Origin of the sequence: Alteromonas sp. 76-1 (assembly GCF_900654235.1) — a bacterium.
Taxonomy (GTDB): domain Bacteria; phylum Pseudomonadota; class Gammaproteobacteria; order Enterobacterales; family Alteromonadaceae; genus Alteromonas; species Alteromonas naphthalenivorans.
The window spans coordinates 260,070-273,007 of the sequence record NZ_LR136958.1; the positions used below are offsets into that span (position 1 = coordinate 260,070).

11 protein-coding genes are annotated in these 12,938 nt (G+C 45.6%); 4 read left to right on the plus strand and 7 right to left on the minus strand.

Translation table 11 applies throughout. The annotated features are described in order from the left end of the window. Window positions 1-135 precede the first annotated feature (135 nt). Window positions 136-1,974: a DNA helicase RecQ gene (gene recQ, locus ALT761_RS01055; protein WP_129740536.1), complete on the minus strand. Its 1,839-nt coding sequence runs from the start codon at window positions 1,972-1,974 to the stop codon at window positions 136-138. Between the two features lie 162 nt (window positions 1,975-2,136). On the opposite strand from recQ, the gene ALT761_RS01060 reads away from it, so the two are divergent. From ALT761_RS01060 to rarD, 3 genes are all read left to right on the plus strand, one after another. Beyond that, the gene (locus ALT761_RS01060; RefSeq protein ID WP_129735750.1) at window positions 2,137-2,631 is read left to right on the plus strand and encodes a thioesterase family protein; all 495 of its coding nucleotides are present in this window, start codon (window positions 2,137-2,139) and stop codon (window positions 2,629-2,631) included. 30 nt (window positions 2,632-2,661) lie between these two features. After that, entirely contained in the window at window positions 2,662-3,999 is a 1,338-nt protein-coding gene (locus ALT761_RS01065; protein WP_013785925.1) for a magnesium transporter, read from the plus strand. Window positions 4,000-4,138: 139 nt separating this feature from the next. Beyond that, on the plus strand, window positions 4,139-5,089 hold the full coding sequence (gene rarD, locus ALT761_RS01070; RefSeq protein ID WP_129735751.1) for an EamA family transporter RarD: 951 nt from the start codon (window positions 4,139-4,141) through the stop codon (window positions 5,087-5,089). Here the strand turns inward: rarD and ALT761_RS01075 are convergent. Next, complete coding sequence (locus tag ALT761_RS01075) at window positions 5,077-6,333, minus strand: GGDEF domain-containing response regulator (protein ID WP_129735752.1); 1,257 nt, start codon at window positions 6,331-6,333, stop codon at window positions 5,077-5,079. The genes rarD and ALT761_RS01075 overlap by 13 nt on opposite strands. A gap of 36 nt (window positions 6,334-6,369) precedes the next feature. Then, window positions 6,370-8,541 carry a DNA helicase II gene (gene uvrD, locus ALT761_RS01080; protein ID WP_013785922.1) on the minus strand — a complete coding sequence of 724 codons (2,172 nt, stop codon included), beginning with the start codon at window positions 8,539-8,541 and terminating at the stop codon, window positions 6,370-6,372. A 321-nt stretch (window positions 8,542-8,862) separates the two neighbouring features. On the opposite strand from uvrD, the gene cysE reads away from it, so the two are divergent. After that, complete coding sequence (gene cysE / locus ALT761_RS01085; RefSeq protein WP_129735753.1) at window positions 8,863-9,681, plus strand: serine O-acetyltransferase; 819 nt, start codon at window positions 8,863-8,865, stop codon at window positions 9,679-9,681. A 40-nt stretch (window positions 9,682-9,721) separates the two neighbouring features. On the opposite strand, the gene ALT761_RS01090 is transcribed toward cysE, so the two are convergent. The 4 genes from ALT761_RS01090 to dapF are packed head-to-tail and all read right to left on the minus strand — an operon-like array spanning window position 9,722 to window position 12,926. Next, entirely contained in the window at window positions 9,722-10,444 is a 723-nt protein-coding gene (locus tag ALT761_RS01090) for an HAD-IA family hydrolase (RefSeq protein ID WP_129735754.1), read from the minus strand. 30 nt (window positions 10,445-10,474) lie between these two features. After that, on the minus strand, window positions 10,475-11,398 hold the full coding sequence (locus tag ALT761_RS01095) for a tyrosine recombinase XerC (RefSeq protein WP_129735755.1): 924 nt from the start codon (window positions 11,396-11,398) through the stop codon (window positions 10,475-10,477). Between the two features lie 5 nt (window positions 11,399-11,403). After that, complete coding sequence (locus ALT761_RS01100) at window positions 11,404-12,099, minus strand: DUF484 family protein (RefSeq protein ID WP_129735756.1); 696 nt, start codon at window positions 12,097-12,099, stop codon at window positions 11,404-11,406. Next, complete coding sequence (gene dapF, locus ALT761_RS01105) at window positions 12,096-12,926, minus strand: diaminopimelate epimerase (protein ID WP_013785917.1); 831 nt, start codon at window positions 12,924-12,926, stop codon at window positions 12,096-12,098. The genes ALT761_RS01100 and dapF overlap by 4 nt, the downstream gene beginning before the upstream one ends. Between the last annotated feature and the right edge of the window lie 12 nt (window positions 12,927-12,938).

Genomic DNA, 12,938 nt, shown 5'->3' on the forward strand with positions numbered 1-12,938 from the left:
CCCAATGTTGAGCCCTTCTCTGTCTAGATGTAGGTCTATTAAGATATAGGCCTGTTTAAATGCAGGCCTTTTTGGACATAGACCTTGGCGAGGAATAGGCTTTAACTAAAGCCATATGCTAACTAAATGCTGCCGCTACTGCTCGCGATGAATGTAATCGTTTATCAGCTGCATAAAAGCGTCGCCGTAGCGTGATAGCTTGGTTTGCCCTACGCCGCTTACATCTAGCATAGTATCGCGTGTGGTCGGGAGCTTAGCGGCCATATCTACCAATGTGGCATCACTGAATACCACATACGGCGGCACTTCGTTTTCTTCTGCCAGCACTTTACGTAAGTGCTTTAAGCGCATAAATAAGGTGCGGTCGTAGTTAGCCGGTGCTTGTTTCGCCTTTTTATCTGGCTTGAACTCTAATCTAGGTACCGCTAGCTGTACGGCCACTTCGCCTTTTAATACAGGGCGGGCAGCTTCAGTCAAGCGAAGCGCAGCGTTGGCGGTAATATCAACCCGTATCAACCCCTTATGGATAAGCTGGTTAATCATGTTGTGCCAATAGCTGTCAGATTTGTCTTTGCCAATGCCATAAGTTGAAAGCTGGTGGTGCCCGGCTTCTTGCAAGCGCTTCAGTTGTTTGCCGCGCAGTACATCAATAAGGTATTGCGTAGAAGCTTGCTGTGAAAGCCTGAGAATACAAGACAGTACTTTTTGGCTAATGACCAAGCCGTCAATCATGGTGGGTGGATCTAAACAAATGTCACAGTTACCACAAGCACTATCACTAAATTGTGAGAAGTAGTTAAGTAGCACTTGTCGGCGGCAGGTTTGCGCTTCAGAAAAGGCCTCCATGGCCGCAAACTTTTGCAGTTCGATGGCGTTTCTATCGGCCTGCTCACCTTGCTCAATCCACTGACGTACCCGAGCCGCATCTTTTTCATCGAACAGCAGCATGGCTTCAGACTCAAGGCAATCTCGTCCAGCGCGCCCAGTTTCTTGGTAGTAACTTTCAACACTTCGAGGTACATCGTGATGCACCACGTAACGCACGTTCGATTTATTAATCCCCATACCGAAGGCGACCGTGGCCACAACAATATCAATTTTATCGTTCAAAAATTGGCGCTGAACTAATTCTCGTTCATCGGCATCCATACCCGCATGGTACGCCGCGCAGCGAAAACCTTGTTTGAATAGCTTGGCGTGTAAGTCGTCTACTTTGGCGCGACTATTACAATAAATAATCCCGCTGCCTTCTTGTTGCTTAACGTAGGTAACAACCTGCTCGAAGGCCTTGTACTTCGACATCACCCGATAACGAATATTCGGTCTATCGAAACTGCCTTTATAAACTAGCGGGTCATTAAGTTGCAGTTGGGTAAGAATATCGCTCTGGGTAGCGATATCGGCCGTGGCGGTTAACCCAATAACAGGAATATCAGGAAAGCGGGCTTTAATCTGGCCGAGTGCGCGGTAGTCGTGCCTGAAATCGTGCCCCCAATGGGATACGCAGTGGGCTTCATCGATAGCAAACAAGGCTACCTCTGTAGTACGAAGCGTTTGCTGAAAGCCAAATTGAAGCAATCGCTCAGGGGAGACATACAATAAATCTAACTGGTTAGACACCATTTGCTCTGAAATACTGGCTTGGTCTTCCTGACTAAGTGTTGAATTTAGGTAAGCGGCTTTCACACCCAAGGCTTTTAACTGTTCTACTTGATCTTGCATCAACGAGATAAGTGGCGACACCACAATGCCAGTACCTGCGCGGATAAGCGCTGGAATTTGATAGCACATAGATTTTCCACCACCGGTAGGTAGCAATACAAGTGCATCTCCACCGTTGCATACATGGTGGATGACGTCTCCTTGTCCCTCGCGAAATTCATCGTACCCGAACACATTTTTTAAAACGTTTTCAGGGGTTAGCGCATCGGGAACGGGAGAACTAATAGTGGTGTCGGCAATTACAGTAGTCATGGCGGGGGATTTTACGCGTTTTTCCATCGTTCTTCACGAAACAAACGCAAAAACTGGACTAAAATTCAGAAGTCATATGAAAAGGTATAATAAATTAAAACAGTGCATCCCTTCAAAGTAGGCTAACGTCGATGTAATGCTACTCATAAGAAAGGATGCAATATGCGCACTTCAGACAATAAAAATATGCCTAGCCGCAACGATATGATTGCACATGTTATTAGTTTATTTCGTGATACTATGCCGTTTAACCAGTTATTAGGGCTAGAGTTTATTCGCTCGAATGAAGGGTTAGAAAGTGACAGCATAGAACTTCATGTTTCTTGGCGTGAAGCCTTAACCGGAAATCCACTGCAAAAAATTCTTCATGGCGGCGTGACTGCCTCTATGCTAGATACCATAGGCGGCTTGGTCGCTATTATCGAGGCGATTAAACGAACTAACGATGCCGACCTAGCAAGCTTGCAAAGCCGTTTACCGAAAATGGGCACCGTAGATATGCGCGTTGACTATTTACGACCAGGCCGAGGTGAACAATTCATCGCTACGGCCAAAGTTATTCGCGGTGGGGCTAAGCTGGCGGTTTGTAGGATGGAGCTTCATAACGAAAAAGGCGACCATATTGCCTTTGGTACGGGTACCTATATGTTGGGGTAGCCGGTAGAAAATGTATTTTGGAGGTGTCGAGTGGCGGAGCCATTACCCGATCTTATCGAAGAGTTTGTAACAGATGGTATGGGTGATGACCCAGCGTCTATTCTTACCGCATTAAGTGGGCAGGATACTGTCTATATTGCTTCCTTATTAGAATCGTTACCCCTAGAGCGACGTCTCGTTGTTTGGGAAGGCATTCCACGTGACCGCAAGCTTAGCGTGCTGGTGGAAATGCGAAGCGACCCCCGTGAAATTCTTATCGACGCCACGCCGCATAACGAGTGGGCGTCTATCTTTGCTGATATTGACGCAGAGGACTTACTTGAACTCCTCGACTCATTACCCACACGGTTAGTTGATGTTGCGTACGAAGCACTTGATAGCCAAGAGCGTAAGTATTTCCGCGAAGCGACGCAGTTTCCCGATGAACAAGTGGGTCACTGGGTCAGTCACGAATTATTAGTACTACCGGCCAATGCCAAAGTGAAAGAAGGCTTACGCCTATTACGCCGAGACATACCTCAGCACTGCGATAGTATTTACTTGGTGAACCGTTCTGGTCAATTTACTGCATTGGTGAAAATTCATCGTCTTTTTGCGGCGCAAGAACACAGTTCACTAATTAGTATGGCCGAAGAAAATGTCACTATGCTAGTGGGCACTGATGAATCTACCGCGGCGTCATTGCAGGTGCAGCGTTCGGGGCTATCATCGCTGCCTGTGGTAGATGAATCGAACAAACTTATTGGTCGTTTAGATATTGCTTCGGCCAGTGAGTTAATGAACGAGTTTTACGAGCGTCAAGTCATGGCCTCGGCAGGTATGGATGAAGACGAAGATTTATTCTCACCTGTGGCCAAGAGTGCGCGAAACCGTGCACTGTGGCTAGGTATAAACTTGCTTACCGCGTTTTTGGCGTCTTGGTTTATCGGGTTGTTTGAAGCTACATTACAGCAGGTGGTTGCGCTGGCGGTATTGATGCCAGTAGTCGCCAGTATGGGGGGGATAGCAGGTAGCCAGACGCTTACGTTGATTGTTCGCGGGCTGGCACTAGGGCAGGTAACCCCTGCCAACTTACGTGCGCTTATGATGAAAGAACTCAAGGTCGGGGGGCTAAACGGCGTGATATGGGCGTTAGTCATAGGCATTGTGGCCTATTTCTGGTTTGCCGATGCACTGCTTGGCATGGTGATTTGCTTAGCCATCCTCTTTAATATTGTTGCGGCTGCTCTTGCTGGTGTGTTTGTGCCCTTTATTTTGGATAGACTAAAGATAGATCCAGCGTTATCTGGCTCAGTTATTCTTACCACAGTAACTGACATTGTAGGCTTTGTTGCCTTCTTAGGTTTGGGAACGTTATTTCTGCTTTAGCTAGAACTATAAGTCGTCATCACCCCTAAACAAACTTTATCGATAAATACCCCATTCTGGGCGTTATAGGCTTGTTATCTTAAGTAAGGTAATGAACACTAGGCGCCTTTTTCTAGCCCTAAAAAAGTGATAGTTAACTATGCGCGCCCAGCAAGCCAGTGCTGCCCAAGTCGGAATAATTTTTGCCATTGCGGCTTACACCATGTGGGGCATAGCGCCAATCTACTTTAAACAGCTTACTGTATTGCCCGCAGCAGAAATTCTAATGCATAGAATAGTTTGGTCGGTATTGGTGCTGGTGGGGTTGATTGCGGGGTTAAATCAATGGCCCAAGGTTGCCGCAGCCTTTCGTAATAAAAAAGTGATGCAGGTATTGTTTATTGCCGGCATTTTGCTTGGCGCCAACTGGTTACTATTCATTTGGGCAGTGAATAACGATCACCTTCTAGATGCTAGTTTAGGTTATTACATTAACCCCCTCATTAATGTATTTCTTGGTCGGCTTTTTTTAGGAGAAAGGCTAAGAACATTTCAGCGAGTGGCGGTAGTACTAGCCATTGTGGGTGTGGCTATTTTGATTTTCTCTTACGGTCACGTGCCTTGGATTGCACTTATATTGGCGGGCAGTTTTAGTATTTATGGCATTTTACGCAAGCAAGTAGCCGTAGATTCTTTACCGGGTCTTTTTATAGAAACCTTAATGCTGTCACCGTTGGCAATAGGGTATTGGCTGCTATTTGGATCGGAATACAGCAACCTTTTTAATAACGATGCTAGCTTAAACATGCTTATTTTAGCGGCCGGTGTTGTGACCACCGCGCCCTTGTTATGCTTTACTGCAGCGGCGCGGCGTATCATGTACTCAACGTTAGGCTTTTTACAATATATAGGGCCAACACTCATGTTTGTGCTGGCGGTTTACTTGTACGATGAACCGTTAGATGAGGCTAGGCTAATTACCTTTGGTTTTGTGTGGTTAGCGCTTGCAGTATTTAGTGTCGATTCCCTTATCGCCTACAAAAAGCAACGAAAAGCCCTAAGGGCGTCGGTACAGGCGGCTAAGGCAACCGGAGAAACTCAAACTTCTTGAGTTTCTCCGGTTACATGAACTTGGTTACGACCTGCATTTTTTGCTTTGTACAAAAGCTTATCGGCACTACTTAGCAAGGTTTCAATATTTTGCGTAGGGGTATTGCAAAGGCCAATACTGCAGGTGACCTTCACGCTTTCTTCGCCTAATTGAATTGGCGTTTTCTGAAGCGCTATTCTGAATCGGTTTAACCGCTCTTGTGCATTAAGAATGTCAATTTTAGGCAAGTACACGCAAAATTCTTCCCCACCAAAACGTGCAACCAGCGTATCGTTAAAATGAACTTGTAACAGGTTAGCTACCGCTTTGAGCACGAGATCACCTGCATCATGCCCGTAGGTATCATTAATGCGCTTAAAATGATCAAGGTCGATAAGCGCTAAAGCATGTTGCTCAGGTAGCTTTTTATACTGCACGGTAACGGTATAAAAGAAATGGCGGCGGTTAGGCAGGCCAGTTAAATAATCGGTATTAGCCGCGCGTCGAATGGCTTCTACGCTTTCAATATATTCAATATTCTGCATTACCCGGCATAAAAACTCTTCATGGCAGTAAGGTAAATGCAAAAAGTCGTTAGCACCGCTTTTTATGAAATGAGCAGACATCAGTGGGCGTTGGTCACTTGCAAGACCAATTATGGCTAACTGCTCTTTTGAAAAGGCTTTACGCAAGCCTGAAATAAACTGCGTGCCGGTCATGTCCGGAAGCGCGTTATCTGTGATAACCAATCTGATATGCGCATGCTCAGCCAGTATGCTCATAGCATCACTGGCGGTAGGGCAGTCATAAACCACAAAATTGTGTCGATAAAGCAGCGAAAGCATTTTTCGTCTAGATGACCGGTGAGTACTCACTACTACAACACCTGTCGACTTGTTCTTCTCTAATCGAAACAGTAAACGGCTTAAGTAATCGTAATTTTGTGCGTTTTCTTTGGGAATATAATCAACAACGTCTTTTTCTAAGACCTTGTCTCGGGTTTTTGCCTCTAGCGTATCGGTAGTGACTATGGCTGGAATAAAGGCATCAATAGCGAAGTCGATGGCTTCGCCATTCGGGGCATCAGGTAAGTTATGAGCAACAATGGCGCACAAGAAACTTTCAGGCATCATAAGCGCAAAACGGGCGCTCGCTTCCGTTAACGAGTGAGCGCCAACAGGGGTTAGCCCTGCTTTTCTGACAAGTTTTGATACAACGTCTAAATTTTTATCACTGTTTTCTATCACCAGCACATTTTGCGGCATATTTCTCTACTTGGGTTCAGGCTTCTTGCCAGATTGCTATGCTTTTTCCAATTTAGCATAGGCGAGAACGAGCCATTTTGTACCAAATTCGTCAAAATTAACTTGTACCCTAGCGTGTTCACCACTGCCTTCGTAGTTTAGTACTATCCCTTCACCAAATTTACGGTGAACAACTTTTTGGCCCAACTGAAAGCCGGTTTCTTCAAATGAGGCGTGTGAAGTTGCTTGGCTGAATCGGTTATGTATCGGTCGAGAAATCGTAGACTTGAGCCTTACTTCTTCAACACAGTCAGCTGGAATTTCACGAATAAAGCGAGATGCCGTGTGGTATTTGTCTTGCCCGTATAAACGACGGCTTTCCGCGTAAGTAATATATAGCTTTTCCATGGCGCGAGTCATGCCCACGTAACACAGGCGGCGTTCTTCTTCCATTCTGCCTGGTTCATCATTGGTCATCTGGCTTGGAAACATGCCTTCTTCAACACCGGCCATAAATACCATAGGGAATTCGAGCCCTTTAGCAGTGTGAATAGTCATCATCTGCACGGCATCTTGGTCTGTACCTGCTTGGGTTTCGCCCGCTTCTAACGAGGCATGAGCAAGGAAGGCAGAAAGTGGCGTCATTTCTTCTGCTTCATCAGGTACGGTAAATTGCTTACACGCGGTAACCAATTCTTCTAAGTTTTCTAGTCGCGCTTGGGCTTTTTCGCCACGTTCGGCCTGATACATGGCATATAAGCCTGATTGCCTAATGGCCACATCAGCGTGTTTTTCTAAAGGCTCATCTACGGTAGCTTGCTCAAGCTCGGTAACTAACAGCACAAAACTTTGAAGGGCATTAAGTGCACGGCCTTTTAGCGCGTTTTCGTTAATGAGTAGTTGGCTAGCCTGCCACATTGAGCAGTTATGTGTTCTTGCGGCTTCTCGTACCTGTGAGAGGGTTTTTTCACCCATACCGCGAGTAGGCGTGTTCACCACACGTTCAAAGGCGGCATCGTCATGAGGGTGATTCATCATGCGAAGATAGCCAAGTGCATCTTTAATTTCTTGGCGTTCGAAGAATCGAAGGCCGCCATAAATGCGATACGGTGTACCTTGGTGCAGTAAGGCTTCTTCTAATACCCGCGACTGGGCGTTATTGCGATATAAAATGGCAGTGTCTTTTAACGCATTACCTTGGTTCAGCCAGTCTTTAATTTTCGACACAATAAAGCGGGCTTCATCTAACTCATTAAACCCCGCATAAACAGAGATGGGCTCGCCATCGTTGCCGTCTGTCCAAAGCTCTTTGCCTAATCGGCCCGTATTATTATCAATAACCGTGTTGGCAGCTTTCAAAATGGTGCCGGTAGAACGGTAGTTTTGTTCTAATCGAATGGTTGTGGGGTTATTGAAGTCTTTCAAGAAGTGCTGAATATTATCAACATTCGCGCCGCGCCAGCCGTATATAGATTGGTCGTCATCGCCCACAATCATAATGTTGTTTTGATTGCCGCTACACAGCATGCGTAGCCATGCGTATTGAATGTTGTTGGTGTCTTGGAATTCGTCAACTAATACGGCGCGGAAACGTCGTTGGTAGTTGGCGAGCACTTCAGGGTTTTTAGCCCAAAGCTCATGTGCACGCAACAATAACTCGGCAAAATCCACAAGCCCTGAGCGGTCGCACGCGTCTTGATACGCGGCATAAATCTCACGCATTTTTTGCTGGGTTTGGTCGTTGTGGGTTTCAATATGTTGAGGGCGTAGGCCTTCGTCTTTATTACCATTGATGTACCACTGAATTTGACGAGGCACCCAGTGCTTTTCGTCTAAATTCATGGCTTTTAAAATACGTTTAATCAAACGGTATTGGTCGTCTGAGTCAAGAATTTGGAAGTTTTCAGGCAAATTAGCTTCTGCATGGTGAGCGCGAAGCAGCCTGTGGGCTAATCCGTGGAAAGTACCAATCCACATATTATTCAGACCACGACCCATTAATGATTCTATTCGGCCACGCATTTCTTTCGCGGCTTTGTTAGTAAAGGTTACGGCTAAAATAGAAAAAGGGGCAATATTTTCCACTTCCATTAACCATGCTATGCGATGCACCAAAACCCGAGTTTTACCGCTTCCCGCGCCAGCTAATATGAGGGCGTTAGAAAGAGGGGCTGCTACCGCTTCACGTTGTTTGTCGTTAAGCTCGTCAAGCAGTCGGGATACATCCATAATATGGTCAACCTAATTTGTCTAGTTTCAATGCTGCAACATTATGCCAGCTGACTGTGAATTTATACAGGCTTGTTTGATGAAGCTTAGCGGCTAGGGGGAATTTTTAGCGATGAATTTAGCCATGTTTAGATGATATCAGCCGTATTCACGGGCGGGTTATCGATAAGTTGAACAATTTTCACGCTTGAAGCGTAGTCTGTAGGTGTTGTTTTAATTGTGGCTCATGTACACTTCGAGCCATTATATTGCCTAATACAATGTAGGCCTTTTACCCGCGTTTAAGTGGGCTCTGAACTTTATTTTTACAGGAACTGCCTCATGCACGCACTCTCTCCATCGACTGACTTTTGGTTATCGTTAAAAAAAGAAGCGCAAACTGTGGCAGAAAGCGAGCCGCTACTAGCAAGCTATGTTCATGCCTGTATTTCAGCACATCACAATTTTGAGTCGTCGTTAAGCTTTATATTATCAAGCAAAATGGCTGATGAAGTAATGCCGGCTATTGCCATTCGTGAAGTGTTCGATGAAGCCTATTTGTTAGAGCCGTCAATTAGTGAGTCGGCAATGGCAGATATTAATGCTATTCGTGCTCGAGACGCCGCAGTAGATGATTTCTTAGTGCCACTGTTGCACTTTAAAGGGTTCCACGCAGTGCAAGTTCACCGCATGGCGCATTACTTGTGGTTGCATGGTAGACATCAACTTGCTTTGTTCTTACAAAGCCGTAATTCGGCTACCTTTGGCGTAGATATTCACCCTGCCGCAAAAATAGGTAAAGGGGTGATGTTCGATCATGCTACCGGAATTGTGGTGGGTGAAACAGCAGTTATAGAAGACAACGTGTCTATTTTGCAAAGCGTAACCCTTGGCGGAACTGGGAACGAGTCGGGTGACCGTCACCCTAAAATTCGCCAAGGCGTGTTGGTAGGCGCGGGTGCTAAAATTCTTGGCAATATCGAAATTGGCGAAGGCTCTAAAGTGGGAGCGGGTAGTGTTGTGTTAGACAATGTACCGCCGCACGTTACCGTAGTCGGTGTGCCGGCTAAAGTGGTTGGACGCCCGGTATGCCAGCGCCCTTGCGATTCTATGCGCCAGAACGTGCTAGAAGATAACGCGCCTTACTCGCAAAAGCCTTAAGCGCCAGTACCTTAAGAGAAAGCGCTACTTACTGATTTACTTACAAGAAGTAAGCTAATTCGTCTAATGAATCTAATGCCACGTGAGGGAGTACAGATGCTCTCTCACGGGGTAAATGCATTTCTCGGTTGCATGCAAACCAAGCAGACTGAAACCCCGCATTTATCGCCCCATACACATCTTTAATGATGTTATCGCCCACATGCAATATATTTTCCGGCGCTTCTCCTATAAAGCTTGCTGCTTCATCGAACATAGCCCGTGAAGGTTTCATAGGTCGGCTAGTGCTGGCATGTAAAATGGTATCGAAATACGGCGTAATACCTATTTGGTCAGCGTTTACATTGCCGTTAGTAATACCTACCAGTGTCATATTTTCACTTAAAGTTGATAAGGTTTTATGTACATCATCAGCCAAATCAAACTCGCTTCTGGCATGGTAAAAACAGTCGAAACAAGCTTGCACGGCAGCATCTAACGTGTGGGTGTCTTGGGATGGAATATCATGAATCAATGCCGCATTTAACACCGCTAAGCGAAGCTTTCCCATATCAGATGAATAAGTAGGATTGGCAGCAATTGCGTCGCGCTTTAGTCGTTGCCAATGAGCAGACGGTAAGGCAGCCGCTTTAGGATGATATTGCTTTAAATGCGCAGTTAAGGCCGCTTCTGCTTGGCGAATAATAGGTTCGTTATTGTATAAGGTATCATCAAGATCGAAGGTCATTGCCTTCACGGAATTTATGGCTCTGAAGAACTGCATAATAGTTAAAGGCCTATTTTCAAAAGAGGATTATTTTTTGTGTGCTCTAGGGTGCGCGGCATCATAAACCTTGGCTAAATGCTGAAAATCTAAATGAGTATACACTTGCGTGGTAGATAGATTGGCATGGCCTAATAATTCTTGCACCGCCCGTAAATCGCCGCTCGACTCTAATACGTGCGTAGCAAAAGAATGGCGCAGTTTATGTGGGCTTACTTTCTGGCTAAGGCTTTGCAATTCTGCCATTTGATTAAGCCGGTTTGCGACTTGGCGATTTGAAATGCGGGTTTTGCGCTTGCTAACAAATATAGCGGGTTCATAGGGTGAAGCATAAGCAGGGCGCACTTTAAGCCAAGCATGTAGCGCCTTTTGCGCTTGTCGGCCTAAGGGCAATATACGCTGTTTACTGCCCTTACCGGTGACTTTAATAGTGCCGTCTTTCGGGTAGTCACTTAAGTTTAAACCCGTAAGTTCGCTTAATCGAAGTCCGCAGCCATAGAGTAATTCAAACATGGCGACATCGCGGCAAATAATGCCTTCGTCGGTATCGCCGCTGGCGGCTTGTTCATTTGCTAACAACTGCTGCATTTCATCAACACTAAGTTGTTTAGGTAATGGTTTGCCTTGTTTGGGCGCTTGAATACCTTCCACAGGGTTACTGAAAAGCTGTTCGTTATCAATAAGGTATTGGCAGAAGGTACGAAGAGCAGACAACCGCAATGCTATGCTACGGGGTTTATGCCCGTCCATTTTTGCTGCCGCCATCACGCGCTTTACATCAGAGGGCGTCATACCTGACCACTCGTAAAGCCCTAAAGTAAGGGCTATGCTGGTAAGTTGTCTGCGGTAGTTACTGATAGTAAGCGGTGATAAACCGCGTTCAACTTGTAGGTGGAGAAGAAACTTTTCAAGCCAAAGGTGGCAAGGTTCGCTCAGCACAGTTTCCGTTGTCACGAAAACTAATACCCCATCATCTCAGGCAAAATAATATTAAGCACTTGTTGTAGCTGTTGTAGCAACAAGGTGTCCATATCAGGGGTGAAATGGCTTGGATCACTGCTGCTAATACCTAAAATACCAATTTCTTGGTTGTCGCCTAATAGCATTAGGGCAACAGATTCTGCGCTACTATCACCAAACAATAGCTGGCGTTCGTGCTGCGATAATCGTCCGAAAAAGAAGTTCGACGTTTTAAAGCGCTTCTCGGTAAATAACCTGCGTTGTAGCTCGGGAATAGCATGAGGGCCTTTAAAGCTTTTTATCACCGCAGAAGACAACTCCAAACGCTCTTGCAACACATCTTCAAGGGTGAACTGAACTTCTGCCACACTTTCGCAACGCAGTAATTGTACGTTGAGGTCGGTGTACACGCGGTAAATTTTTTCGTTTTGCTTGGCAATACTCACCAGTTGGGTGAGTTTATAATTCAACTGGCGAACTTTTTTGCGCAATTGCTCACTTTGAATTTCAACCAGCGAGACGCTGCCTTTATGAGAATGAGGAATTTTAAGTTTTTCGAGTAGTTCGGGGTATTGAGCAAAAAAATCAGGGTTTTCTAACAAAAAAGCGCGAACCTGCTCTGAGGAAACATCGCTGTCGCCTGAAAACACGTCTACTACCGCTGATGCGCTAGCTTGTCCTGATAATTCACTCATAAATTTATATGTCCGTCGTACACATGGTCGGCGGGCCCTGTCATTTTTAATACATTATCTGGGCCTGGCCAACGGATCCGTAAACTGCCGCCGGGCAAATCTACCCGAACATCTTTGCTTAATTTACCTTGAATCTGACCAATTGCAACTGCTGCGCATGCACCGCTGCCGCATGCCAAGGTTTCACCCGAGCCGCGTTCAAATACACGCAATCGAATGTGCGATTCATTAATAATCTGCATAAAGCCTACATTTACGCCTTCTGGGAACCGTTCGTTGCGTTCAACGAGTGGACCTATTTCTTTAACAGGCGCGGTATCTACATCTTCCACTTCCATGACGCAATGCGGGTTACCCATAGACACGGCACCGTAAAACAAGGTTTTATCGTTTACGCGTAATATGTAGGTATTTTCTTGTTTGTTCGCTTTAAGAGGAATTTTAGCTGGCTCGAATTCGGGCTTGCCCATATTCACGGTAACTTGGCCATCTTTCTCCAAGTACAACACCATTTTTCCAGCTTTAGTACTCACCACAATTTTATTGCGGTTAATTAGCCCTTTTTGCTTTACGAAGCGCGCAAAGCAACGAGCACCATTACCACATTGTTCAACTTCAGAGCCGTCAGCGTTAAATATGCGATAGTGAAAATCTTGTTCAGGATCGTAAGGCGGTTCAACCATAAGCAATTGATCGAACCCTATACCGAAGTTTCGATTTGCTAATTGCTGTATTTTGTCCTTCGAGAAAAAGACGTTCTGGGTGACATTATCAATCACCATGAAGTCATTCCCCAGACCGTGCATTTTTGAAAACTGAACCTGCATTAACCGCGCATC

Excerpts from the sequence above, each read along its gene's own strand:
- recQ (WP_129740536.1), bottom strand. The coding sequence starts at position 1,974 with ATGACTACTGTAATTGCCGACACCACTATTAGTTCTCCCGTTCCCGAT.
- ALT761_RS01060 (WP_129735750.1), top strand. The coding sequence starts at position 2,137 with ATGCGCACTTCAGACAATAAAAATATGCCTAGCCGCAACGATATGATT.
- rarD (WP_129735751.1), top strand. The coding sequence starts at position 4,139 with ATGCGCGCCCAGCAAGCCAGTGCTGCCCAAGTCGGAATAATTTTTGCC.
- ALT761_RS01075 (WP_129735752.1), bottom strand. The coding sequence starts at position 6,333 with ATGCCGCAAAATGTGCTGGTGATAGAAAACAGTGATAAAAATTTAGAC.
- uvrD (WP_013785922.1), bottom strand. The coding sequence starts at position 8,541 with ATGGATGTATCCCGACTGCTTGACGAGCTTAACGACAAACAACGTGAA.
- cysE (WP_129735753.1), top strand. The coding sequence starts at position 8,863 with ATGCACGCACTCTCTCCATCGACTGACTTTTGGTTATCGTTAAAAAAA.
- ALT761_RS01090 (WP_129735754.1), bottom strand. The coding sequence starts at position 10,444 with ATGCAGTTCTTCAGAGCCATAAATTCCGTGAAGGCAATGACCTTCGAT.
- ALT761_RS01100 (WP_129735756.1), bottom strand. The coding sequence starts at position 12,099 with ATGAGTGAATTATCAGGACAAGCTAGCGCATCAGCGGTAGTAGACGTG.
- dapF (WP_013785917.1), bottom strand. The coding sequence starts at position 12,926 with ATGCAGGTTCAGTTTTCAAAAATGCACGGTCTGGGGAATGACTTCATG.